This window comes from Nitrospira sp. Kam-Ns4a (genome assembly GCF_965152595.1).
The window spans coordinates 2,329,613-2,354,117 of sequence record NZ_OZ224218.1 but is presented as its reverse complement, the minus strand read 5'-3'; the positions used below and the strand labels follow the sequence as shown (position 1 = coordinate 2,354,117).

General features: G+C 67.2%; 23 protein-coding genes. 7 read left to right on the top strand and 16 right to left on the bottom strand.

What is annotated here, in order from left to right:
* Position 1: 1 nt before the first annotated feature.
* Positions 2-1,081, top strand: a complete 1,080-nt coding sequence (locus ACWHYQ_RS11790; protein ID WP_447972327.1) for a HEAT repeat domain-containing protein — start codon at positions 2-4, stop codon at positions 1,079-1,081.
* A 164-nt stretch (positions 1,082-1,245) separates the two neighbouring features.
* On the top strand, positions 1,246-1,827 hold the full coding sequence (locus ACWHYQ_RS11785) for a hypothetical protein (protein WP_447972326.1): 582 nt from the start codon (positions 1,246-1,248) through the stop codon (positions 1,825-1,827).
* A 29-nt stretch (positions 1,828-1,856) separates the two neighbouring features.
* Here the strand turns inward: ACWHYQ_RS11785 and ACWHYQ_RS11780 are convergent, their stop codons facing one another.
* From ACWHYQ_RS11780 to ACWHYQ_RS11755, 6 genes are all read right to left on the bottom strand, one after another.
* Complete coding sequence (locus ACWHYQ_RS11780; RefSeq protein ID WP_447972325.1) at positions 1,857-2,303, bottom strand: type II toxin-antitoxin system VapC family toxin; 447 nt, start codon at positions 2,301-2,303, stop codon at positions 1,857-1,859.
* Between the two features lie 6 nt (positions 2,304-2,309).
* Positions 2,310-2,558 (bottom strand): hypothetical protein, encoded by a 249-nt coding sequence (locus ACWHYQ_RS11775; protein ID WP_447972324.1) that lies wholly within the window; start codon positions 2,556-2,558, stop codon positions 2,310-2,312.
* Positions 2,559-2,578: 20 nt separating this feature from the next.
* On the bottom strand, positions 2,579-3,715 hold the full coding sequence (locus ACWHYQ_RS11770) for an LPP20 family lipoprotein (protein WP_447972323.1): 1,137 nt from the start codon (positions 3,713-3,715) through the stop codon (positions 2,579-2,581).
* A 10-nt stretch (positions 3,716-3,725) separates the two neighbouring features.
* Positions 3,726-5,138 (bottom strand): COG3014 family protein, encoded by a 1,413-nt coding sequence (locus ACWHYQ_RS11765; protein WP_447972322.1) that lies wholly within the window; start codon positions 5,136-5,138, stop codon positions 3,726-3,728.
* A gap of 113 nt (positions 5,139-5,251) precedes the next feature.
* The gene (locus ACWHYQ_RS11760) at positions 5,252-5,890 is read right to left on the bottom strand and encodes a penicillin-binding protein activator LpoB (protein ID WP_447972321.1); all 639 of its coding nucleotides are present in this window, start codon (positions 5,888-5,890) and stop codon (positions 5,252-5,254) included.
* A 45-nt stretch (positions 5,891-5,935) separates the two neighbouring features.
* Positions 5,936-6,514, bottom strand: a complete 579-nt coding sequence (locus ACWHYQ_RS11755) for a hypothetical protein (protein ID WP_447972320.1) — start codon at positions 6,512-6,514, stop codon at positions 5,936-5,938.
* Positions 6,515-6,629: 115 nt separating this feature from the next.
* Here ACWHYQ_RS11755 and ACWHYQ_RS11750 point away from each other — a divergent pair, with 115 nt between their 5' ends.
* Positions 6,630-6,803 (top strand): hypothetical protein, encoded by a 174-nt coding sequence (locus tag ACWHYQ_RS11750; RefSeq protein ID WP_447972319.1) that lies wholly within the window; start codon positions 6,630-6,632, stop codon positions 6,801-6,803.
* A gap of 68 nt (positions 6,804-6,871) precedes the next feature.
* On the opposite strand, the gene ACWHYQ_RS11745 is transcribed toward ACWHYQ_RS11750, so the two are convergent.
* Positions 6,872-8,233 (bottom strand): tetratricopeptide repeat protein, encoded by a 1,362-nt coding sequence (locus ACWHYQ_RS11745; protein WP_447972318.1) that lies wholly within the window; start codon positions 8,231-8,233, stop codon positions 6,872-6,874.
* Between the two features lie 206 nt (positions 8,234-8,439).
* On the opposite strand from ACWHYQ_RS11745, the gene acs reads away from it, so the two are divergent.
* Positions 8,440-10,338, top strand: coding sequence for an acetate--CoA ligase (acs, locus tag ACWHYQ_RS11740; protein ID WP_447972317.1), 1,899 nt, complete (start codon positions 8,440-8,442; stop codon positions 10,336-10,338).
* A gap of 22 nt (positions 10,339-10,360) precedes the next feature.
* A complete protein-coding gene (locus ACWHYQ_RS11735) occupies positions 10,361-10,816 on the top strand; it encodes an IPT/TIG domain-containing protein (protein ID WP_447972316.1) in 456 nt (151 codons plus the stop codon).
* A 285-nt stretch (positions 10,817-11,101) separates the two neighbouring features.
* On the opposite strand, the gene ACWHYQ_RS11730 is transcribed toward ACWHYQ_RS11735, so the two are convergent.
* From ACWHYQ_RS11730 to ACWHYQ_RS11690, 9 genes are all read right to left on the bottom strand, one after another.
* Positions 11,102-11,758, bottom strand: coding sequence for a riboflavin synthase (locus tag ACWHYQ_RS11730; RefSeq protein WP_447972315.1), 657 nt, complete (start codon positions 11,756-11,758; stop codon positions 11,102-11,104).
* Positions 11,759-12,020: 262 nt separating this feature from the next.
* Entirely contained in the window at positions 12,021-12,833 is an 813-nt protein-coding gene (locus tag ACWHYQ_RS11725) for a hypothetical protein (RefSeq protein ID WP_447972314.1), read from the bottom strand.
* On the bottom strand, positions 12,830-14,155 hold the full coding sequence (locus ACWHYQ_RS11720) for a carboxylesterase family protein (RefSeq protein WP_447972313.1): 1,326 nt from the start codon (positions 14,153-14,155) through the stop codon (positions 12,830-12,832). The genes ACWHYQ_RS11725 and ACWHYQ_RS11720 overlap by 4 nt, the downstream gene beginning before the upstream one ends.
* 89 nt (positions 14,156-14,244) lie before the next feature.
* A complete protein-coding gene (locus ACWHYQ_RS11715; RefSeq protein WP_447972312.1) occupies positions 14,245-14,874 on the bottom strand; it encodes an HD-GYP domain-containing protein in 630 nt (209 codons plus the stop codon).
* A 106-nt stretch (positions 14,875-14,980) separates the two neighbouring features.
* A complete protein-coding gene (ribD, locus tag ACWHYQ_RS11710) occupies positions 14,981-16,156 on the bottom strand; it encodes a bifunctional diaminohydroxyphosphoribosylaminopyrimidine deaminase/5-amino-6-(5-phosphoribosylamino)uracil reductase RibD (RefSeq protein WP_447972311.1) in 1,176 nt (391 codons plus the stop codon).
* Positions 16,153-19,044 (bottom strand): pyruvate, phosphate dikinase, encoded by a 2,892-nt coding sequence (gene ppdK, locus ACWHYQ_RS11705; protein ID WP_447972310.1) that lies wholly within the window; start codon positions 19,042-19,044, stop codon positions 16,153-16,155. Before ppdK ends, ribD begins: the two co-directional genes overlap by 4 nt.
* Positions 19,045-19,066: 22 nt before the next feature.
* Positions 19,067-19,582 (bottom strand): hypothetical protein, encoded by a 516-nt coding sequence (locus ACWHYQ_RS11700; protein ID WP_447972309.1) that lies wholly within the window; start codon positions 19,580-19,582, stop codon positions 19,067-19,069.
* Positions 19,583-19,601: 19 nt separating this feature from the next.
* Positions 19,602-21,716 (bottom strand): glycine--tRNA ligase subunit beta, encoded by a 2,115-nt coding sequence (gene glyS / locus ACWHYQ_RS11695; RefSeq protein WP_447972308.1) that lies wholly within the window; start codon positions 21,714-21,716, stop codon positions 19,602-19,604.
* A gap of 65 nt (positions 21,717-21,781) precedes the next feature.
* Positions 21,782-22,693: a glycine--tRNA ligase subunit alpha gene (locus ACWHYQ_RS11690; protein ID WP_447972307.1), complete on the bottom strand. Its 912-nt coding sequence runs from the start codon at positions 22,691-22,693 to the stop codon at positions 21,782-21,784.
* Positions 22,694-22,967: 274 nt separating this feature from the next.
* Between ACWHYQ_RS11690 and ACWHYQ_RS11685 the strand changes: the two genes are divergently transcribed.
* Together ACWHYQ_RS11685 and ACWHYQ_RS11680 are read left to right on the top strand one after the other, a co-directional pair.
* On the top strand, positions 22,968-23,438 hold the full coding sequence (locus ACWHYQ_RS11685; protein ID WP_447972306.1) for an RrF2 family transcriptional regulator: 471 nt from the start codon (positions 22,968-22,970) through the stop codon (positions 23,436-23,438).
* Positions 23,422-24,501, top strand: coding sequence for a sulfate ABC transporter substrate-binding protein (locus tag ACWHYQ_RS11680; RefSeq protein WP_447972305.1), 1,080 nt, complete (start codon positions 23,422-23,424; stop codon positions 24,499-24,501). The genes ACWHYQ_RS11685 and ACWHYQ_RS11680 overlap by 17 nt, the downstream gene beginning before the upstream one ends.
* Positions 24,502-24,505: the final 4 nt, after the last annotated feature.

Sequence of the window (24,505 nt, the reverse complement as noted above, 5' to 3'; positions counted from 1 at the left end):
CATGAGGGTCCCCTGGTTCGTTCTTCTCTTCTTCTTTTTCGTTGGCCAGTTCGTGACCGAGAGTGCCGCACGGATGGAAGTCCTGACCGCCCAGCAGAAGGCGGCCTTGTTGAAGGCCCAGCGCGTCCTGGTCGAGGTGATCGCCATCACCGATAGGGGCGCGATTGATCCGGGGCCGCTCCAAGAGGTCGTGGTGCGCCGACTGGGCGAGGTGGGGTATACGCCGGTCACCGACGCGACCCAGCCCCACGACGTCGTCTTGAAGGTCAAGTGCGAGCAACGCAAGGTGTGGGAAGGGACGCTCCGGTCCGGCGGCGACGCCGACCTGCCGGATTCCCCGTCGCGGGTCTGGAAAGGGCCGGCCTGCCAGCTCACCTACTTGCTCGAAGGGCAGAAGCGGGGTTGGCACAAGGAGGTCCGGACGGACTTTCAGGACGCGGCGAAGGCTGCCCAGGAGGCTCAGGTGGAGGACCCGGGTGCCTACGCCATGGCCAAGTTGAAGGAGCGGCTGGAGGCCTACGACTTCCCGGTCCTGCTGACCGCGGAGTGGGGGCAGGAGGACCGGCTGCTCAAGCTGCTGGAGGATCCGGCGACGCCGCCGACCCGGCGAATTCTGATCGTCTCGCAGCTTGGCTACATCTTTTCCGAGAAGGCCGTGCCGCGCCTCCTGAAGTTATTGCAGGAGCCCGACCTCGCCGTCGCGAAAGCGGCGGCGGTCTCGCTGGGGAACATCGGCAAGAAGGAGAGCATCCCCGTCATGATTCAGGTCATGCAGTCGGGCCCCCCTCAGTTGCGCCCAGAGGTGGCCAAGGGACTCGGGCTCGTCGGGGCTCTCCATGGGGACCCCGCCATTATCCCGCCGCTCCTCGAAGCGCTCAAGTCCGACGACGTGCTGCTGAAGACTGAGGCCGCCTGGGCGCTCGGGAAGCTGCCGGATCGGCGGGCCTACGATCCGCTGTACCAGCTTTACAAGTCTCTGCAGAACGTCCGCGGTCCTGACGCCGACGCCCAGATCAAGAAGCTGAAGGAGGCTGTCGCCTGGAGTCTGAAGCAGATCGACACCTACGACCAGCTCAACTAGGAGCCTGTCCGACAGGACCCCTTCTCCTGCGGCGAACGATGCATAGGCCGTTGCATTGGTCTCGTCCCCGAACACTGTTCACCGGGTGCCAGCGAATACGCCGCGGGTTTCTCAGGGCCTGCGGCCGCGCATCTGCCCGCGCCTCCTTTACCTCGTTACAAAGGGTGCTGCCAGACAGGCTCCTGGTGCGGGCCGCCGTGGTCGAACCCGCTCGGCCGGGCCGGGCGTCGTCCGGGGGCAGTCGTGCGGGGCTGCTGGTGGCGACAAGCCTGGTGGTGTGGGGTTGGGCTCTGCCGAGTGTGGCGCAAGTCCTCGGCGAACAGGCCGAGATGGAGCGGTTGCAAGCCAAGGCTGAGGAGGCCATCGCCAACGAGGACGCCGAGGGCGCCGCGATGAACATGGGGAAGGCAGCTTTGATGGCCGCCCGGCTCGCCAAACAGGCCGGGCCGCCGGCGCTCCAGCGCGGGTATCAGGCGGCCGAGGCCCTGTTCCGGGCCGAGGAGCACGCCTATCGCGCGATGGCGCTCTTCCAACGCGCCGGCGGCCAGCCCCCCGCCTCTTCCGGAGTTTGCGGAAGCCTGCACCTCGCCCAGCAAAGCCTGCGTCGCGCGCTCGAGCTGTTGGAAGGACCACCGGGCTCGTCGTCCGACTCCGCGCCCGCGTCGTTTCTTCCGCGGCTCCGCGCGTCTGCCAGGGAGTGGGTCAAGACGTTGGAGGGACTCGGCCAGGACTTTCAGTGCGGGTGAGCGAGGAACCGGGCTGGCGCGGACGCGGGTCAGCCTTCTTCCTCCGGGTTGATTGTGGGAAGCCCGAGCGGCCGGCAAGCTTCGAGCAGCCGCTGGTCCGAGCTGACGACGGACAGGCGCAGCGGCCGCAACTCCAAGGCCAGCGCTGCGTGGAGCGCTTGGACGGCGCGCAGGTAGGGGTACTCGAGGATCAACTCCTTGGTCGAGGCGTAGGTCTGCGGCTGCGGGGCGACGTACTGGAACAGACCCCGCCCGCATTCGGACTCGAACTTGAACACGACGGAATACCAGTCGTCGCGAGTCAGCTCGCCCTGGTGAGCTTTGGCCGCCAAGAGCGCGTAGAACTCGGGGATCACCGGAGTGCCGAGAATCGCGACCCGCCCCCGCTTGGTCAGCAACCGGTTGACCACGTTGGTGCCCCGCTCGGGACTATACCGCTTGACCAGCGCCGTGGTGTCGAAATAGTAGATCGGCATCTGTGCCTATTGCCTTCTCCCGAGCAGGCTTTCGCCGAGGCTGGTCCGCAGCTTGGACAGCCGGTCCTGGATTTCGTCGAGCGGCAGCTCTTCGTAGCCCTGCCTCTTGAGCAGCGAGAGCAGCTTTGCGCCATTGAGCTGCTCGCTGTCCCGGCGGAGGCGGGCGAGGACCGCCTCCTTGGCCGCCCGCCGCGGCGTGAGCTTTCCCGCGCCCGCCGGTTTCCTCTTGGTCCCCTGTTCCCCGGTTCCCTTCATGCGTCGCCCGTCTCTCGCGCTTACAGGGCTTGTCTGGGGGGCCCTGCCTGCCCCGGCTGGGCTTGTCCGTCCGGGCACGCGCTCGGCGGCACGGCCCCGGCCGGCTCCGCCTCCCCGTATACATAACCGGCGAGCGTTTTGGCAAGATCGGACGTGAGCTCCTTTTGCATGATCCGAACCGCCTTCGCCAGCGCCTCCCGCTCGGTCAGGTGTCCCTCCCGGCCGCCCCGCGCGATCGCGGCCACCACGCGGCGGGTCGAGACTTCCTCGATCACGAGATCGCTGCACCACCGGACGTACTTGAATTGCGGATCCGGCACGTTGGCGGGCCAGACCCGGACGGAGCCCCGCACCATCAGCTCGGGGGCACGCCCCTCCGGGCTTTCCGCCGGTCCGTTGCCCGGTCCGGGGCGCCGTGCCGTGACGGGCAGGCCCTCCCGGAGCAACCCTTCCATCAGCGCGTTCTGCACGACCTCCGCCTGGTCCCCGGTGATCTCCACGCCGATCGCGAGGTTGGCGGCGAGGAACTGCTCCAGTTCCGCGGTCAGCTCGCCCACGCGGTAGCGCGGCTCCTCGCCGCGCCCGCTCGGTCGGATGATGCGAAGGTCGGTGTTCAGCGCCTCCCGCAGCACGAGGTGGCCGATCGCCCGCTTGAGGCTCCGGAGCTTGATGAGCTTATCGGTCGCCTGGCGGGATTCCCGCAGCTCATCCTCGATCCGCTGGTCCATCTCCGCCAGGCGTTCCAGCAGCGCGGTGGCCGCCTGTGGGCGGTTCATCCCGGCCAGCGCGTAATGTTGGGACGAGGCCTTGTCGTACCAGCGGTCCAGAATCCTGACGTTCTCGAGAACCTTCTCCGTGGAGACGTGGGTGACCTTGTCCAAGGTGATCCGCCGCTCGATGTTGGCCGTGCCCCGGGTTTCGAGCTGGAAATAGGATTCCCAGTCGCGCGCCTGGGCGGTCACCTCGGCCTTGAAAATCCGGGAGACCGCCGCATAAGCCTCCTGCTCCGCCGCCGGGCGCGAGTCGGCCTGCCCGACTCCGAGCAGGTAATCCGCCGCTGGATAATCGGGGCTCTTCCCCGTCACCCAAGCAGGGGTGCGGCTGGTGCAGGCCGCGAGCAGCAGGAGCGCGCCGAGCAACACGTGACCAGGCTTCATCGGGAGTCCCTCATGACACGTACCGTGCGACCACGAAGGCGGTCCGGCCTGGCTCAAGCGTCAGCTCCTCGACGAGGTCCGGCTCGCCGACCCCGCTCCGGCGGCCGACTGGATGCACGCGCACCTGGTAGACGCCGGGCGGCACCCAGACCCGCGCAATCTGGATCTGATCGGGCAGGGTGCGCCAGCTCCGCTTGTCCGCCTCCTCCGAGGCGACGGCCAAGGTCTTCGCGACCATGTTCACGACGAGCCCGACCAGGGGCCCCGCGTCGCGGCCAGCCGCCGCCTGGGCCCCGTAGCTCACCCCTTCTGCCAGCGTAAATTTGACCGCGGCCCGCGCGACGGCCTTCAGGGTGATTTGCGCATACTGGTCGGAGAGGGTTTTCTCCGCTGCCGCGCCAAGGTCGTGGACCAGGTCCGTCTTCGCCGTATAGGTCCCCCGGGACCCGGCGAGGCTGATCTCGTCGTAGGCCACGTCGGTGGGCTGCCGCACGAGCCGGGGCAGCGCCACGCGGACCACCCGGCCGTTCAACCCGTACAAAACGCTCTCCATCGCGCGCCGGTCTTGGCTGCTCTGGTTGCTGGCCCCTAGGATCCCCTTCGTCAACAGCACCAGTTTCAGCGCCTCGAAGCTGATCGGTAGGTCAATGAACTGGTCCTGCTTGTACGGAGCCCGCCCATTATAGCTGATCACCACGAGCTGGGCGAGCCGCTCGGTCTCAGCGTAGGGCTGCCAGGACGCCGTGGGGAACTGGGTTCGGTACCCGGCGTGCTCCTCCTGAAGGTGTAGTGCGTCCGTGATGCGCAGGAGATCCGCTTCCAGGCCGGGCGGCACCGGAACCCTCAGCCACGAACGGGCGGCTTGGTAGGCATCGTAGGCCTTCCGGTAGGCGATGAAGGCGTTGTTGAGGTCTCGCGCTGCCTCATAGAGGAGACCAGTGAGGTAGCGGGCGAACGGGTCCTCGCGGTAGGCACCGCGGTCCGTCGTCCGATCGGCCAGTCGGTTCAGGCGCTGGTCAATCAGCCGCGCCTCAACGAGCGCGTCCGTCAGGTTCCCCAGGAGCGCATAGTTCAGCGCCTTGACCACGTTGATCAGCACCTGCTCGTGGGAGGCCCCTTCGAAGGGCAGCTCGGTGTCGTTGACCAGGAAAGCCTTGGTCTCGGTCCGGAGCCGGCGGGTGTACAGGGCCTCGATGGCCTCGTCCGCTTCCTGAAGAAACTGGTTGCTCTGCGCGTAGCGGCCTGCGAGGTGGAGCGTCATCCCCCGATCCAGTAGGTAGAGAACGCGGTCCTGAGCCCGGTATTCGTCCTTGGCCTGCTCGATGACCAGGTCCGCCTGTGCGGGATTCCTGGCGCGCAGGCTGGCTTCGACCAACGTGTACCGGCTCGTGGCGGGCGTGCAGGCGGCCAGCGCCGCCGCCACGGCGAGGCCCCAAGCCCAGGCGGGCAGGCGCGTGGGTGTCGCTGGCAGAAGGTCCGGAGCGTTCGAGCGACGGGGCGACCGTGCGTCGGGGAGGTTCAACGGAGTGGCAGCCGTCAAAAGAGCATCTTTCTTCGCTCGATCACCTTCTTGATCTTCTTCTGCCCGTACCAGGACTTGACGTTGCTCTCCAGGTCTATCAGCTCGAGGTCCACCTGGTAGAAGATGGCTTTGACGCCGTCCGACTCGTCGAGGATCGTCGAGATCGTGCCCTTGAGCATGTAGTCCGCCCCGAGTTCCTTGCCGGGGGCCTTCTGCGTGTCTTCACGGGCGTGGGCCGCCTGTTCACGGCGTTCCTCCCGGATCTCCTCCCGCTCACCCCTGCCGGCGACGAAGGTGACCTTCTGGGAGTTGGTCAGCTCGCGTTCCAGGTCGGTGACGAAGGTTTGGACGTTGATATGCTCGTGGCTCTTGTTGAGGACGGTGCCGACGATGACGACCGGTTGGCGGTGCTTAGCTCGCGTGAAATTCTGTATCCAGGGACTGTCCACCGCCTCCTGGACCATGGCCTGCGCGACGAGGCGGGAATCCGTGTCGTTCCAGCGCCCGCTGAGGTCGGTCACGACGGTTGGGTCGGTCCGGGTGACCTTGGTCTCCGCCCCGCACGCACCGAGCGTCCCCCAGAGGGCCGCCAGCAGCACGACCAGTGTGGCCCGCCGGGCGGCGGTCTCCCCCGCCGGCCTCCGTCCCTGCATCACGCCCGCCTCCCCGATTGCCCGCTCGCGCCGCGCCGCAGGCGGTCAGTTGCCCGCCCGCTTCTCCTCTTCCTTTTCGAGCCGCTCAAACGCCTTCTCGGCGTTCTTGCGGACGAAGTCCCGCATCTGGCTGTTCAGCTCCTTGGCCTGCATCAACGCGTCTTTCATCTCCTGGAGGGACATCTTGGCGAGTACGTAATAGGTTCCGGTCTTCTCGTCCTTCCAGCGCTCGACTGGCCGCACCCCCGAGAGGGTCCCGGCGGTGAAGGTCTTGATGGCGCGCTCGATGTTCTGCTCCTCGGCGGATTTGGTGAAGTCGCCGGCCGTCGTCGAGGCCGCATAGTCCCGCATCAGGTAGGCGGTGTAGGTCTCGAAGTTCTTCTGGATCTCGGCACGGGCTCGGTTCTCCGCGGCCTCCCAGGCCAGCGGTTCATCCTTGACGCCCACCACCGAGCCGACTCCGTAGAAGGCCTTGGTGTCCTTGTCGTTGTAGATGCCAGACCCCTTCTTCACCCAGGCCGGCGGCCCGCCGCATCCCGGCAAGCCGGCCAGCGCGGCCATAAGCCCGGCCACGACCAGTATGCCGCGCGTCAGGCGGCTCCAATGCGATGTGTGCCCGCTCATAGGCTCCTCCTTTAGGCCTCCGTACGGAAGGTGCGTTCATGCTAACATGCACCCCCAATGGTGTCAACGAGTCCAACGCCTCGTTGGGGAGGGCCTACGTAGCAGGAGGAGAAGCATGGCGGAGGTGAAAATCCAGGACGGCGTCATCAAGGTCGTCGAGCTCGACGTGCAGGACCCCAGGGCTGCAGCCGTCCTCGCGGAGTACCCGGAAGCCCAATGGCCGGAGATGATGCGGCGCGCGATCAAGATCGGCCTGGGCTATCTGAAAGGGGGAGCGAAGGAAGAGTAGGAACTGTCAGGAGTCACCGGCCAGGAGAACCCTGGCGATTCTGTGGCCGTTGACCGATAGCTCGCTTGCTACGGCGTCCCGCCGGGCAGGGCCCCACCGGCGCGATCCACGTAGGCCTTCGCACGACTGTCCGTGCCTCCGGTCTCCAGGTACTTGCGGTACGCCTCGACCGCCTTCGGCTGGTCCTTGAGCCCCTCCGCGTACAGCTCACCCAGCGAGAAATAGACCTCCGAGTAGGTCGGGTTGAGGGCCAGGGCCTTCCGGAAGGCCTGCTCCGCCTCTTGATACTGGCCGCGCCGCTGGAAGACGAGGCCCAGCGTGTAGTGGGAGTCTGGGTTGTCCGCACCATGCTGCACGGCCAGTTTCGCCGCGGCGAGCGCCTCGTCCAAGTTAGGCAACATCTCGAGGCGGATGTAGCTCTTGAGCACGTAGGCGTCCGCATAGGCGGGGTTGTACTGGGTCGCCCGGTCTAGCCGCTCCAGAGCCTCCTCGATGGACCGTTGCTCCTTGAGCAGGGAGAAGGCCAGTTCGTACTGCTCCTTGGCGGCCGCCATCCGTTCGGCCTCGGTCTTGGGCTCCGGCCCCATTCGGAAGGCCGCCTTCTTGCCCTCGATGATGATGATGTCCCCGTCGCCGTCCAGGCGCGCGAACTGGGGATGCTGGGCGCCGCCGCTGAGCTGCTCCACCTGCTGCTTCACGTACAGGCCCAACTCGCTCGCCATGAGCCACCCATTCTTGTCAGCGTCCGCTGCGCCCTTCAGGCCCGCGACCAGCGCCTGGATGAAGACGCCGCGCCCGTCCTGGCGGGCCGGGATCTCCCCCTTGTTCGCGGCGGTCAGGACCTGGACCGCGCGCTTGTCAGTGTCTTCCTCGGGCGAGAGCCGTCCCTCGAGGGACAGCTGCTGCGGGGGCGTCACGTCCCAGCCGGCTAGCCCGCCGTCAATGAGGAAAAAGACGTGCTTGGACATCACCCGGCGGGAAAAGTCCTTGAGATGGTCCATGGTTACGGCCTTGGAGGCCGCGTTGGGTTGCGCGTCCCAGGGTACGAGGTACCCCAGGTCCCTGGAGTTCATGTCGAGCGTGGAGCCGGTGTGCCCGGCGAAGAAAATGACGACCCGGTCCTGGCGGCCGACCTTGCGGGGCAGGACCTCGTTCAGGATGTGGTGCAGGCGGCGGTAGCTCGCGTCTTTGTCGTAGACCTCGATGATCTCGTCAAACCGCAAGTCCTTCAGCGCTTGCGCGACCGCTTTGGCGTCGGCGACCGCCCAATTCAGCTTGGGCGCGACCAGGTAATCGTCAATGCCGATGACGACGCCCCAGGATTTGTAGTAGAGCCCCTCTGGCTTGCCGGCTTGCCCGTACGCACAGGGAGCCGTAACGAGCCACGCTGCCGCTAGCAACGCGAGGACCCAACCTGCTGTGGCGCGCATGGGGGCTTTCCCCTTCTTCCGATGCGGTGCGCTAGGGGTGCCGCTACGTGGATGGCCGATGCTACTCTCGCACCGTCCGGACTGTCAAGCCGACCGCGGCGGGCCCTTCGGCGCACACTTGCGGACGGCTGGCCGCTTGCTCATAATGAGGGCCGCGACGGCGGCGCGCGCCACCGCCCGACGGACCGGAACCAAGGAGCGCAAGTATGGGCACCCTCGAGGAACGGGTTGACAGTCTGCTGCGCGTCGGCCGGGTGATCGAGCCGACCCCGGAGACCACGGCGCGCACCTACATCAGGGATTACGAGACCGAGTATCGCCGCTCCCTCGCCGACCCCGAAGCCTTCTGGGACGGGGTGGCGCGGGAGCTGGACTGGTTCACGCCCTGGCAGCGCGTGCTGGACTGGCAGTACCCCTGGGCCAAATGGTTCGTGGGCGCAACCTGCAACATCTCGTACAATTGCCTGGACCGCCACGTGAACACTTGGCGCAAGAACAAGGTCGCCGTGATCTGGGTCGGCGAACAGGGCCAGGAACGGATCTTCACCTACGGCGAACTCCTCCGGCAGGTGAACCGCTGCGCGAATGCGTTGAAGGCGCTCGGGCTGCGCAAGGGCGACCGGGTGACGATCTATCTGCCGAAGATCCCCGAGCAGATCGTCGCGATGCTCGCCTGCGCCCGGATCGGCGTCATCCACAGCGTCGTGTACTCGGGGTTCAGCGCGCCGGCGCTCCAGAGCCGGATCACGGACGCGGAATCGCGGGTCGTCATCACCGCCGACGTAGGCTACGACCGAGGCACGAGCATCCCCCTCAAGAGCGTCGTGGACCAGGCGGTCGCCAACTGCACGTCCGTGGAAACCGTCGTCGTGGTCCGTCGGGAGAAACCCGGCCTCCCCCTGGTTCCGCCCCGGGAGATCGACTGGAACGACTGGCTGGCTGGCGAGAGGCCGGTCTGCGACGCGGAGCCGCTGGACGCGGATGCCCCGCTTTACATCCTCTACACCTCCGGCACGACGGGGAAGCCGAAAGGAGTCGTCCACATCCACGGCGGCTACATGGTCGGGACCTATATCACGACGAAGTACGTCTTCGACCTACACGACGACGACGTCTATTTCTGCGTGGCCGATCCCGGGTGGGTGACCGGTCACAGTTACATCGTCTATGGGCCGCTGCTGAACGGAGCCACGATCCTCACCGCGGAGGGCAAGCCCGACTACCCCGATCCGGGGCGTTGGTGGAACCTGATCGAGCGCTACGGCGTCACGATCTTCTACACCACGCCAACGGCGATCCGGCTCCTGATGAAGTACGGCGAGGAGTGGCCGAAGAAGTCCGATCTCTCGTCCCTGCGTGTGCTGGGGAGTGTAGGCGAACCGATCAACCCCGAAGCCTGGGAATGGTTCCACCGGGTGACCGGCGGCACGCGGCCGATCATGGACACCTGGTGGCAGACCGAGACGGGTATGATCCTCGTCACGCCGCTCCCCTCCGTGCCGCTCAAGCCGGGCTCCGCCGCCCGGCCCTTTCTGGGGATCGAGGCGGATGTCGTGGATCGGGAGGGAAAGAGCCTCCCGCCCAACGCGGGCGGTTTCGCGGTGATCAGGAAGCCATGGCCGGCGATGATGCGGACGATCTACAAGGATCCGGATCGGTATCAGGTCTATTGGAACACGATCCCCAATTGTTACACGGCCGGCGATGTCTGCCGGAAGGACGAGGACGGCTACTTCTGGTTCATGGGCCGCGCCGACGACGTGATCAAGGTGGCGGGCAACCGGATTGGCACCGCCGAGGTCGAGAGCGCGCTCGTGAGCCACCCCGCTGTTGCCGAGGCGGCGGTGATCGGGAAGCCGCACAAGACCGCGGGCGAAGCGATCAAGGCTTTCGTGATCCTCAAGCAGGGCCATCGGGAGAGCCCGGAGCTGATCCAATCGCTCAAGGATCAGGTGCTCAAGGAGCTGGGCAAGATCGCGGTACCGCAGGATGTCGAGGTCGTGTCGTCCCTGCCCAAGACGCGGTCGGGCAAGATCATGCGGCGCGTGCTCAAGGCCAAGGAACTGGGGCAGGACCCCGGCGACATCTCGACGCTCGAAGAGTGAATCGAAGGAGGACGTGAGGCGCATGCTGATGCCGTTACAGGCAAAGATCCTTGCCACCCTCGGAGTGGTCGCCCTGCTTGCGCTGACGAACCCCGCGATCTGCGTGTGGTCGGCCGAGGAGGGGAAGAAGTCGGCGCCGAAGGAGAAGGCGGCTAAGACCGCGAAAAGCCGCAAGCCGGCCGCCGGCGGGGACCTCGCCGCGAGGGGCACTGTTTGCTTCGGGGACACGCCTCGGATGGAGCGGGTCACGCCGGACGTGGTCAAACCCGGCGGCAAGGTCACGATCACCGGCGCGAACTTCGGGGCGCAGGGCTGTCTGCGCTCCGTCTCTTTCGGCCCAGGCAATGTCGCCACGTTCACCCACACGAGCGAGACCAGCCTGGTCGCGGTCGTCCCGCCGGTCAAGAAAAAGGGCATGGTCCTCGTCTCCGTGACCACCGCTTCGGGGGAAGCCTCCAAGCCGGTGCTGGTGAAGTAGCTTCCCCTACTCCTCCCACGCTCCGGTGTCATGCTCACCTGCTCGGCCTGACAGAGGGCGCGCGGAGCCCAGATCCGATCCCTTGAGAAGGCCTCCCTCCGCTCACGAATCGACTCCCTGAGTGCGGACGAGCTGATCGCAATCGAGGATGCGGTTGGCAGCACGCTCGACCTGCCCGGATAATCCGACGGGATGCCGCCGCAGTTAGTGGCGAACAGCTAGTGAGGGGATGGCACGGGAGGGGGGCTGACGGCTGCCGCTGAAGGTTGACTGCTGACGGCGTCTTCAGAGCAGGCCGCGTTTCTGCAGGTAGTCCCGGTCAATGACCGGGGCGGGCTTGGGGGGCTGGAGGCCGCGCTCCTGGAGCAGGCGCTCGATGTATTTGCCAATGAGATCGCACTCGAGGTTGACGCGGTCGCCGACGTTCTTGTGGCCCAATGTCGTGACCTTGGCCGTGTGCGGGATCACCGCGATACCGACCGTCCGGTCTGTAACCTCGTTGATCGTCAGACTGATCCCGTCCACGGTGATCGAGCCCTTGTGGACGCAGTAGCGCAGGACTTCCGGGGGCACCTCGATCGTGAGGAAGATGGTATTGCCATCCTGCCTGCGGCTCCGGACCGCGCCGACGCCATCCACGTGTCCGGCGACGAGATGCCCGCCGATCCGCTGGCTCAGCTTCATGGCCCGTTCCAAGTTGACCGGAGCTCCCGTCGCCAGCTCGCCGAGCGTGGTGACGGCGAGGGTCTCCGCGGACACGTCCACGGTGAAGCTGGGCGGACCGATCGCGACCACGGTTAGGCAGACCCCGTTCACGCTGACGCTCTCGCCGACCTTCAGGTCCTCGAGGACCGTAGAGGCCAGGATGCTCATCCGGACCCCGGCCCGGCTCTTCTCGATGGCCGTGACGGCGCCGACCTCTTCGACGATCCCGGTAAACATTTAACCACGCATGACTTTCCGGAACACGACGATGAAGATCACGATCAGCACGACCACGCCGATCGTGGCCAGGATGCCGACGACGACGTCGGCGGTTTGGATCTGAGGATTCACGCCCCGCTCCTCGGGCGGCATTATAGCAGAGCGCCCAGGGCCGCATCACCACCGGACGGCCGCCTCATCGCCTGCTTCGCAAGAGAGGTTCTCGCCCATGAGCAGAGGGGCCCCGCCGAGCAAGGCAGGAGGATACAGGGCAGGACGGTCACGGCGTCACGGCCGAGGACGGGATGTGGGCGGCCCGCCGCGGGAGCTTGCGGAGCAAGCTCTTGAGGGACTCGCCCTCGCCGGGATCAGCGAAGGTGGTCCGATCCGCCTGGGTGAGGATGCGGTCCGGGTCCTGGGCCATCCGAGCGCAGACCTCGTTCAGCACCTCGAACGCCTGGGTGAGCTTCCGCGTCACCGCCCCCGCAACCAGGGGCCTCAGAACCCGGACCAGCCCGTCGAGCAGGGGATCATCCAGCCGCGTGAAGGCCTGCAGGGTGGTCTCCACCGTGACCGGTGCGGGCCCTCGCCTGGCCTGTCCCAGCTTCATGACAACCACGGCTTTCGCCCGGACCAGCGGAAAGATGTGCCCATGGTGTGAACCATCTATGTAGTACAGGCGGACCGCCTGATCCTGATAGAGCAGCCGGATCAGCCCTTCCGTGCCATCGTCGTCCTCGGCCCAAAACTGGCCGGAACCCTTGGCCACTGCCTGGTAGGCCCCCAGGTCGAGCTGCCGGGCCAGTGAGGCGATGATCCAGGGATGGTCCAGGAGAAACTCATACAGCTCGCGGGAGACCGGCGCTTGGACCGGCCCTACGGTCCCGGACGTGGTGAACCCGGCGACAATGGCGGTCACCCGGCAACGAAGCTCGTCTTCAATCCGGTTGAGCGACACCGCCGGAACGCCCGGCAGCTCAGCGGGCAGACAGGGCTCCCTGGCCAGCACGGGGGCCGCCGCGCAGAGCAAGATCGTCGTCGCCACCAGGGCGATCCCGCCGCCTACCCCGGCCTCCCCCCGCCCCGGGCTCACGGCTCGCCCTCCACGACGATGGTGAGGACCGCGGGGAACAGCCGGCTGCGCTCCCGTTGCACCCGCGCCTGCTGGAGCATCGTGGCGACGCTGGGCGCGACCATGCCCTGGTAGCTCATGCGGCCGTTGGTCAGGACCGTGAGCGGCTTCGACCAGTCCACCAGCGCCTGGTTCAACAGCAGGGTATAGCGGCGGACCCGCTGCGTGCGCACCTCGATCCGGTTCGGCGCGACGACTTCCGCTTCCAGCCTCGCGTATAGCCGTTTGACGACCGTCTCGTCCTTCGTATCGGTCAAGAGGTCCGTGAACGCGGCGATTCGATCCGTCGCATCAATGCGGACCCACCCGAATGGCGTCAGGTGCGTCGCGTCTCGCACGACGGTGAGCCGGTTGGGGAACGGCGTGCGCTTCCGCGCGCCGAACCAGGCGACGAGCTCGGGCAACTCCTCGCGCGGGAAGAAGTGGCCGCCGGCCATCGGGTGCACGCGCTCGTGCTCGCGGTAGACGAACGGATAGCCCAGCCGGGTGAGTTCCTTCACGAGCGCCCGGCTCAGCTCGACCGGCATGACCTGATCCTTCGCCCCGTGAATGATGTAGGCTGGCGTCGCCCGCAGGTTCTCCAGGAAGGGATAGAGGACCTCGTCCAGCCCGCTCGCCATGGGTGCGATGCCCGCGAACAGGGCGGCATGGTGGACGCCGATCAACCAGGTGCCGATGCCCCCGTTCGACATCCCAGTCAGGAGGATGCGATCCGGATCAATGTGGTACCGGGCCTCGACCGTCCGGATGGTCGCGAGCACCAGCTCTTCCGCCGCCCTGGTCCACCAGGTCCCTTGGATGAAGGTCGGGCAAGCCAGAATGTACTGGTCACCCAGCCGGGCTTTCCAGCGCTCGAGGTACGCATCTCCTGTGAAGCCGGCGCCGTGCAGGCAGACCACGAGACCGTAAGCCTGCGCGGGTCGGTAGCTCGGCGGGACATAGAGGCCGAACGTGAACGTACGGGATCCGACGCGAACCGGGACGCTGGGCTGGAGCCCGACCGGCTCCTCGCGGTAGAGGCGGCTGGTCTTGATCAGGGTCTCCACGCGGGAGAGATCAGCCCCCGGGTCTTCCACGATGCGTGCGAGCGTCTGATCCGCCCGGTCTCCGTCCTCCGTCTCCAGGTAGTCCCGGATCAACTGGGCCAAGGCGGCCGGCTCGCCAACGGGGGCAGGAGCGGGTCCCGCGTCAGCAACCAGCCCGAGCACGAGGGTGAAGGCCGCCGCGAGCGCAAGGAAGAAGCCGGATCGCCGGTCGCTTGGGAAGGAGCTGCGGTGTGGCAAGGACGGCATCAAGAATCGACGCGCAGGCCCGGCCGTGCAGGAGCCGCTCGACCACGCCGGGTTGACGGTAGCACCTTTCCAGCGGGATGTCAAAGCCGTGGCGCGGCGCGACCGAGCCACTCCCACTCGTCCGGCGGCACCGCCGCGAACGCCTCCACCACCTCGGGATCAAAGTGGCTGCCGCGCTCGGAGCAAATCTGCGCCTGCGCCGCCTCGACGCTCACCGGCCGCCGGTAGGGCCGGAGGCTCGTCAGGGCGTCGAGCATGTCGGCGACCGCGCACACCCGCGCGCCGAGCGGGATCGCCCGCCCCTTCAGCCCAAGGGGATACCCGGTCCCATCGTACCGCTCGTGGTGGGTCAGCACGATCCGGGCGGGACCCTGCGCCGTCGGGAGATGGCGCAGCAGTGCGTAGCCGGTCACGGGATGCCGGCGCATGATGCGCCATTCGGCCAACGACAAGGGGCCGGGCTTAAACAGGATCCGATCCGGCACCCGCAGCTTGCCCAGGTCGTGGAGCAGGATCCCGCGTTCCAGGACAGCCACTTCGGTGGGGGAAAGCGCGAGCGCCTCTCCCAGCCGGCGGGCATAGGCGAGCATCCGTCGTGCGTGCGCGTGCGTGCTGGGGTCCCGTGCGCGCAACGCGGCGGCGAGCGCATCGAGCGCCGCGTCCGCTGGGGAGCGAACGGTGACCTGGTGGCTGCGGGTCAGGGGGCTCATGGTGTCGCCCCAGGGCGAAGCAAGAGCGGTGCCGGCTCGGGCTGACGTGAGCGCCTTGATTTGGCGAGGGGGAACGCGCGTGGACGCTCGCGCAGGCAAGACAAGGTTACACGGGTGTATCCGAGCGGGACAGGCGGTTGCCCGTTGTCTTGGGGACGACCGGGGTCCCTTCAAACAGGTAGTCCTCCCCCACCCGTCGGACCCGGAGGTCGGCGAGGGCAATCGCCTCGGCTAGCCTGGACGGCGCCTTCCCACCGATGGCACCCTTCGCGTCCTGTCCGCCGAGGAGGCGCGGGGCGACGTACAGCAGGACGCGGTTCACCAATCCGGCGCGCAGGACCGCGGCATTCAGCTCGCTGCCGCCTTCGACCAGGAGGCTGGTGACGCCCATGCGGCCAAGCCGCGCGAGACAGGCGGGCAAGGCCACCCTTCCGGCCTTGGCCGGAAGGACGAGCACGGTGACGTTCCGTCGGCGGAGCGCCGCGATCCGCCGCGGAGCGGCTCGCCTCGTCGTCGCCACCACTGTGCCGCCTGCGGTGGCGCCCCCCGACAACACGCGGGCGGTCAGCGGGATCCGAAGCCGGCTGTCCAGGACGACCCGGAGCGGCTGGCGCGGTCCGGCCCTGGCCGCCCGACGTCCCGGAGGCCTGGCCGTAAGCCGCGGGTCGTCCCGGAGGACCGTCCCGATGCCGACCATCACCGCGTCCACTTGGCTCCGAAGGTGGTGGACGTCGCGCCGGGCCGCCTCGCCGGTGATCCACTGCGATTCGCCACGGGCCGTGGCGATCTTCCCGTCCAGCGTCATGGCCGCCTTCAGGAGAACGAACGGCCGGCCCGTGCGCATCCAGTGCCCGTAGCGTTCGTTCAACCGCTCCGCCTCCTCGCGGAGGCAGCCGACGGTGACCGCGAGGCCGGCGCGGGCCAACGCCCGGATGCCGCGGCCGTTCACGAGGGGATTCGGATCCCGCATGGCGATCACGACGCGGCGGAGGCCCGAGGTGATGAGGAGCGGCGTGCAGGGAGGGGTGCGTTTCTCGGTGTGGCAGCAGGGCTCGAGCGTGACGTAGAGGGTGGCGCCCCGCGCGCGGGGCCCGGCTTGGCGGAGGGCCAGGACTTCGGCGTGAGGCTCGCCGGGCCGGCGGTGGAACGCACGTCCCACGATCCGCCCGCCGGAGACGACGACCGCCCCGACCATCGGGTTGGGGCTGACCGTCGCCCGCCCCCTGGCCGCGAGCCGGAGCGCCAGCGCCATGTAGGCAGCGTCACGGTCGGCCGGCTTCACCGCGTGGAACGGCTTCGGGTGGCTCGGGCCCGCCCGTGCCCATGAGCCGGGTTTGCGCGTCCGTGCCGGCGGCGGGGGCCGGGGCCTGTCCCGGCGGACTCGGTGAGCGCCGCCTGCGCGGCGGCTAGCCTGGCGATCGGGACGCGGTAGGGCGAACAACTTACATAGTCGAGGCCGAGCTGCTGGCAAAACTCGATCGAGCTGGGATCGCCGCCGTGCTCGCCGCAGATCCCGAGCTTGAGATCGGGGCGGGTCGCCCGCCCTTCCGTGATAGCGATCCGCATCATGGCGCCCACCCCTTCCCGGTCGAGGACCGCGAAGGGATCGGCCTCCAGAATGTTCGCGGGCTTCTCCGTCAGCGTCGCGCCGCAGGCCTGGCAGGTCATCATCTTCCAGTCTATCGTCGCGCTCAGGCACTTGGGACAGGTGTCCTGGCGAGTCATGTAGAAGGCGACGAACTTGGCCGCGTCGTCGCGGGAAAACCCGAACGTGGTCTGGGTAAGGTCGTTGGTGCCGAAGGAGAAGAACTCGGCTTCCTCGGCGATGCGGCGGGCAGTCACTGCGGCGCGGGGTAGCTCGATCATCGTCCCGACCAGGTAGGAGAGCCGAACCCCATACCGCGTCATCGTCTCCTCGGCGACCTCCCGGACGAGATCCTTCTGGGCCTTCATTTCGGTGACCATGCCGACCAGCGGGACCATGATTTCCGGGACGATTTTTTTCCCTTCCTTCGCCAGCTCGCAGGCCGCCTCGATGATTGCGGTGGCCTGCATCCGGGTTATCTCCGGCATCGTGATCCCGAGCCGGCAACCGCGTAGCCCAAGCATGGGGTTGAACTCGTGCAGCTCCTCGACCCGTTCGAGCAGCCGGCGCTTCTCCTCGATCAGCTCCGGCGCGCCGCCGGTCAGCTCGAGCCGCGCGATCTCGACCATCAGCTCCTCGCGCTTGGGCAGAAACTCGTGGAGCGGCGGGTCGAGCAGCCGGATCGTCACCGGATAGCCCTTCATCTCCCGGTACAGGCCCAGGAAGTCCTGCTTCTGGAGCGGCAGGAGCTGCGCCAAGTAGCGCTCGCGGTCCTCGCGTGTCCGGGCGAGGATCATCTTCTGCATGATCGGGATGCGGTCCTCCGCGAAGAACATGTGCTCGGTCCGGCAGAGCCCGATCCCCTCGGCCCCGAAGCCCCGCGCGACCCGCGCTTGTTCCGGGATGTCCGCGTTCGCCCGGACCTTCAGCGTGCGGAATTGGTCCGCCCAGGCCAGCAGCTTGGAGAAGTACCGGTACTTCTCCGACCGCTCCGCCTCAAGCTTGCCCTGGATGACCTGGATGACCTCGGACTCGACCACAGGAATGTCCCCCGCGTACACGGCGCCGGTGAACCCGTTGATCGAGATGAAGTCGCCCTCCTTGAAGGTGCGCCTGCCGATCTTCACCGTCGTGCCCGAGGCGACCTCCACCGCCTCGCAGCCCGCCACGCAGACCTTGCCCATTTGCCGGGCCACGACGGCCGCGTGGGAGGTCATGCCGCCCTTGGCGGTCAGGAAGCCCGAAGCCGCATGCATGCCGTGGATGTCGTCGGGGCTGGTCTCCTGGCGGACGAGGATCACTCGCTCCCCGCGCTCCTTCATCTGCACCGCCCGATCCGGGGTGAGCGCGATCTTGCCGGCCGCCGCCCCGGGGCCCGCGGGCAACCCCTTGCCGATCGCCTGCTGCTCGCCCTCCGCTGCGGCGTCGAAGATCGGATACAGGTACTGGGCGAGCTGCTCGGGCCCGACGCGGAGGAGTGCCTCCTGCTTGGTGATCAGGCCCTCCTGTACCATGTCCACCGCGATCTTGACCGCCGCGATCCCGGTGCGCTTTCCGACCCGCGTCTGAAGCATGTAGAGCTTGCCTTCCTGGATCGTGAACTCTAGGTCCAGCATGTCGCGGTAGTGCCGCTCCAGTTTCCGATAGGTCGCCACCAGCTCCTTGTAGGCGCGCGGCATCGTCCGGGCGAGCGCCTTGACCGGAAGCGGCGTCCGGATGCCGGCCACGACGTCCTCGCCCTGTGCGTTCAACAGACATTCGCCGAAGAGGGCCCGCTCGCCCGTGGCGGGGTTGCGGGTGAACGCGACCCCGGTTCCGCTCGTGTCGCCCATGTTGCCGAACACCATCGCGACGACGTTGACGGCGGTGCCCCAACTGTCAGGGATGTTGTAGAGGCGACGATAGGTCACCGCCCGGGGTCCGTACCAGGAGGAGAAGACCGCGTTGATGCCCATCCGGAGCTGCTCGATGGGGTCTTCGGGAAACTCTCGCCCGGTCTCCTCGCGCACGGCCTCCTTGAACCGGTGGACGAGCCCCTTGAGCGCCTTCGCGTCCAGGTCGGTGTCCGACGCCGCCCCGTGCTCGCTCTTGACCCGCGCGAGGAGGTCGTCGAAGCGTTCGCGGGGCACCCCCATGACCACGTGGCCGAACATGGCGATGAAGCGCCGGTAGGCGTCCAGCGCGAACCGCTCGTTGCGCGTCCTGGCCGCCAGCCCCTCGACGGTCCGGTCGTTGAGCCCGACGTTGAGCACGGTGTCCATCATGCCGGGCATCGAGGCCCGGGCCCCTGATCGGACCGAGACGAGCAGCGGGTTCTCGGGGTCGCCAAACCGGGCCTTCATGGAGCGCTCGACCTTTCGCAGGCAGGCGAGCGCCTGCGCCCACATCCCGGGTGGATAGGTCTTCCCGCGCCGGTAGTACTCGACGCAGGCCTCGGTCGAGATCGTGAACCCCGGCGGCACGGAGATCTTGAGGTTGGTCATCTCCGCCAGGCCGGCCCCCTTGCCTCCAAGCAGCTCCTTCATGTCGCCGGTGCCCTCGGCCTTTCCGTCGCCGAAGTAGTAGACGTATTTCTTCGTGGCCACGCTCGCCCTCACTCTGCAGGAATCAGTTGGATGACTGTGACCGGTGCGGTTCCAGGCCCAATCGGAGCCGGTACCGAGCGATCAGGTATCGCTCCAGCGCGATCCCGGCCGCCACCACCAGCACCAGGCAGGCCGCCAGCAGGAACAGGCGGTCGTCCACCAAGGCTCCGTGGTCGAAGTACAGCCGCCCGTCTGCCCCCTGCACCACCTTCGTCTCCCGTTGGAACTTGTGCGTCTCTCCCGAGGGATCCGACAGGTTGATCCATTCGGAACAAAGTTGAATGGGATCGTCCAGCCCCGCGACCTTGTGCCAGCTCGATCGGAGACACACGTCCTTGGTGGGATCGAATTCGTCCGGCGTCCGGATGAGCCGGTCCAGGTTGACGCCGCTCGCCCAGACGACCAGCAGCAGGACCCCATTGCAGAGCAGGATCAGCCCGACGGTCACGACGTACGTGTACCGCCGGAGCTGCCTGGTCCGCTGGTCCTCGCCGGCCGATCCCGCCGGGGCCAGCCGGTCTCCGCTGGTCCCCTCCACAATCTCCCCGCCTCCAGCCCTAGCCTGCAATCTGGGAAAAATCCGCGAACGAGAGAAACAGTCGGTCAATCGCGCACAAGAGCGAGAGGCGATTCGCCCGCACTTCCGGCTCGTCCGTGTTGACGAGCACGCCCTCGAAGAACCCGTCAATCGCTGGCTTCAGGCGGACCAGGTGCTCCAGAACGTCGGTGTACCGACACGCCCGCAGCATGGCCGATACGGATTCTTGGGCCTGCACGAGCATCCTGTGCAATTCCCCTTCCGTGGCATGCTGAAAGAGAGAGGGATTGATGTCTTCCCTGGTCCAGTTCTCCTTTTGCACCAGCCGGTGAGCCCGAGTGAAGCCGACCATCAAGGGACCAAATTCGGACCGGGCGGTGATGGCCTGCAGGGCTTTCATGCGGGCGAGGAGGTCGGCGAGGTCGGTCTCGCCGCGCAAGTGCGGGGTCCTGATCGCCGCCTCCATGACGTCGTCGCGCAGCCCGTGGACGGTGCGCCCATAGTAGCGCAGCCGTTCCAGGATAAAGGAGAGGGGCTCGCTGGCCTCGCCCGGCTTTGCAACGGGCCGGACGCCCTGGCCGGCGAGCAACTCGGCGATCCGCGCGGCCGGCTCCGCCAGGTTGAGCCGGTAGCCCCCCTCGACGAGGATCCGAACGACTGCGGTGGCGTGTCGCCTCAAGGCGAAGGGGTCTTCCGAGCCGGTCGGGCTGAGCCCGACGGCGAAGAACGCCACAATCGTGTCCAGCCGGTCGGCCAGGGACAGCACCCGGCCCGGAACCGTCGCCGGCAGTTCCCCTTCCATCGCACGGGGGAGGTACTGCTCCCCAATCGCGCGGCAGACAGCCTCCGGCTCGCCGTCGTGACGGGCGTACTCCCGGCCTATGATTCCCTGAAGCGTCGGGAACTCACCAACGACGCCGGTGGTGAGGTCCGTCTTACACAGACGGGCGGCGCGGATGCAGGCGTCGCGCTCCTCGGCGCTCAGCCTCAACTGATTGGCGAGCAAGCCGGCCACCGCGACCAGCCGCTCGGTCTTCTGGTACAGCGTCCCCAGCTTCTGGTGGAAGATGATCTGCTTCAGCCGCTCGACCCGATCCTCCAGCCTGACCTTGCGGTCCTCGTCGAAATAGAACTTCGCGTCAGCGAGCCGGGCCGCCAGCACGCGCTCGTTGCCCTTGCGGATGAGGGCCATGTCGGGGAGCTTGATGTTCGTGACCGCAAGGAACCGGGGGAGGAGCCGCCCGTCGCGGCCGGTGAGCGAAAAGTACCCCTGATGCTCCTTCATCGCGGTCATCAGAATGTCCTTCGGCAGGGACAGGTAAGCGGGGTCGAAGGCGCCAACGATCGCGTGCGGATATTCGACGGTGTAGACCGCCTGTTCGAGCAGCTCCTCGTCCTGGTGGAGCTGCCCGCCGGCGGACGTCGCCAGGCGATCGAGCTGGGCGACGATCATCGCGCGGCGGCGGTCCTGGTCCGGCAGGACGCCGTGCGCCTCGAGCCTCTTCAGGTAGTCCTTGAGATTTCGGACGACGAGGCCCCGTCCCCCGCCCCGCGCGCCCGCGCCCCAGAATCGGTGTCCCCAGGTGCGGTTGCCCGACTCGACGCCGCCGACCTGGAAGCGGACAACGCGGCCACCGTAGAGGGCGAGCAGCCAGCGGATCGGCCGCGCGAACCGGAAGCCGGTCGCGTTCCACCGCATGGCTTTGGGAAACGAGAGGCTCTGGATCAAGCCCGGAAGCGTGTCGGCGAGCACGGAGACGGTCGGCCGCCCGAGGTCCCGCTTCACCGCAAAGAGGTAGTCGCCTTTGGGCGTCTGGCGGACTTCAAGCTGGGCGACGGACAAACCTTGAGAGCCGGCGAAGCCGAGCGCGGCCTTGGTGGGCTGCCCCGCCGCATCGAAGGCCACCGCCTTGGAGGGCCCCATCACCTCCTTGACCGTCGGCTCCTGCCGGGTCGCCAGGCCCTCGACCGCGAGCACGAGCCGGCGTGGCGTGCCGAACGTGCGCACGGCGCCGCAGGCCAGGCGCTGCTCCTTGAACAACCGCTCCGCCGCCTCGCCCAACGCCTGGAGCCCCGGGGCAATGAACTGGAACGGCAGCTCTTCGGTTCCGATCTCCAGAAGCAGATTGGCCATCGAGGCATGGGATTTGGCGGGTCCAGCCGGCTTCTTACGTGGCGTCCTAGCCATGACCGACGAGCCTATCGGGCTGCGACCGTTCCGCGCCCGGGCTTGAGAAGCCGTGCCGGGGTCATGAGGGGATACTGCAGGGCCTCGCGCTCCTTCAGATAGCTCTCCGCGCACCGGCGGGCCAGGCCGCGGACCCGGGCGATGTACTCGGTGCGCTCGGCCACGCTGATCGCGCCGCGGGCGTCCAGGAGATTGAACAGGTGCGAGGTCTTGATGCAGCAGTCGTACGCCGGCAGCGTCAGGCCCTTCTCGAGCAGGCGGGTCGCCTCCGCTTCATAGGCCTGGAAGCCGGCCATGAGCGTGGACACGTCGGCGGCCTCGAAATTGTAGGTCGAGAACTGGACCTCTCCCTGGTGGTGGATCTGCCCGTAGGTGACACCGTCGGTCCAGGTCAGGTCGTAGACGTTGTCCACCTCCTGAAGGTACATCGCGATCCGCTCGGTCCCGTAGGTGAGCTCGACCGTCACCGGGTTCAGCTCGATGCCCCCGACCTCCTGGAAGTACGTAAACTGGGTGATCTCCATCCCGTCGAGCCTCACCTCCCACCCGAGGCCCCAGGCACCCAACGTGGGCGACTCCCAGTCGTCCTGGATGAACCGGATGTCGTGTCGGCGCGGGTTGATGCCGAGGTGGGTCAAGCTGTCCAGATAGAGCGCCTGGATGTCGTCCGGCGAAGGCTTCAGGACGACCTGATACTGGTAGTAGTGCTGGAGCCGGTTCGGGTTTTCCCCGTATCGCCCGTCCGTTGGCCGGCGGCAGGGCTGGGCGTAGGCGGCCCGCCAGGGTTCGGGGCCCAGGGCGCGCAGAAAGGTGGCCGGGTGGAAGGTCCCCGCCCCCATTTCCAGGTCATAGGGTTGGTGGATGACGCATCCCCGATCGGCCCAATACCGGTGGAGAGACAGGATGAGCTCCTGGAGGGTCACGAGTCTTCCTTACCGTGCGGCTCGTCGTCGGGGTCAGGTCGCGACGGCTTCAGGAGGTCGCTCCTGAAGGTGAGCATCAGCGTGCGAAGTGTAGCCACCGTAGCAAGAAATCCGTTGTGCTGTCAAGACGTTCTCGCCCGTGGCTCCGGGGGCAACACCGACAGGGATCTGGTCGCGGTCGTGTCGCCAAACACGACTGGAGCTTGACGAGCGAGGCGCGTTCGGCATAATGTCATTAAAATTACCAAAGACAGTTAACATTATAACCCTCGGCATGAAATTCTCCAAGAAAAGCGAGTATGCCCTCCGCGCCCTCCTCGAGCTCACGGCCCAGTACGGCCGCAAGCTGCTCCAACGCCAGCAGATCGCCGAGCGACAGAAGATCCCCGTCGAATTTCTCGAGCAGATTCTCCTCACCCTCAAGAATGCGGGGCTGCTCGCCAGCCGGCGCGGCGTCAGCGGCGGCTATACCCTCATTAAACCGCCCGACGCCATCACCCTCGGGCAGGTCATCCGCATTCTGGACGGGCCCCTCGCTCCGATCGGCTGTGTCAGCCAGACCGCCTACCAGAAGTGCAGCGACTGTCCCTACGCGGACAAGCAACAGTGCCCGATCCAGGGCGTCATGCTCGATGTCCGGAACGCGATCGCCGACATCCTCGATAACTACACCCTGCGTGACTTCGCCAGACAGATCGGCAGCGACGGTCGCCGCCCAGAAAGCCGCGATGTGCCCACCCGCTAACCGGCCGCAACCCCGCACGGCCTGGCTCAGCCATGTCCACCCGATCCTCAGACGGGTCCTGAGCGGCTTCCTCGCCGCCGCGATCGCCGGGCTCCCCGCGGTCTCGACGGCGGGCGATCCGCCTGAGCTGGTCCTGGCGATCTACAGCGTCCCCAAGGAAGCCTACGAAAAGCGCCTCATCCCGGCCTTCCGGCGCTTGTGGAAGCAGCGGACCGGCCAGGACGTCCGGATTCGCAGCTCGTACGGGGCCTCCGGCGCGCAGGCGCGCGCCATTCTCGGCGGCTTCGAAGCCGATATCGCCGTCCTGTCGGTGGAGAGCGATCTCGATCAGCTGGCGAAGGCCGGCCTCATCACCCACGACTGGCGCAAGCAGCCCCATCGCGGCATGGTGACCGCCTCGGTGGTCGCCCTCGGGGTCCGCAAGGGCAACCCCAAGGGGATCAGGACTTGGGAGGATCTCGCCAAGCCCGGCGTCGCGGTGCTCTATCCCAACCCCAAGACCTCCGGTGGCGCCATGTGGGACGTCGTCGCCATCTACGGCGCTGGCCTCCGGCTGGCACCGGACAAGGGCAGTGCGGAGGCGTTTGCAGCCTCGCTGCTCACGCGCATTCAGAAAAACGTCAAGGTCATGGACAAGAGCGGGCGCGAGTCGGTCACGACCTTCGAGCGGGGTGTCGGCGACGTCGTCGTCACCTATGAGAACGAGCTGCTGCCGCGGATCCGGAGCGGGCGGCCCTACGAGCTGATCGTGCCTGCCGAAACGGTCCTGATCGAAAACCCGGCCGCGCTCGTGGACCGCAACGTGGACCGACACGGGGTGCGCCCGGTGGCTGAGGCTTTCCTCGCCTTCCTGCACAGTCCCGAGGCGCAACGCGCCTTCCTCGAGCTGGGGTTCCGGCCCGTGGATCCGTCGGTCGCTGGCCCGGAGGCTGCCGCCTTTCCCCGCCCCGCGCGGCTGTTTACGGTCGCCGACCTGGGAGGCTGGGAGAAGGTGGCGACGCGGCTCTTCGGGCCGCAGGGAATCTGGACGAGGACGGTCGAGGAGTTGGCCCAAGGGAACTAGACCG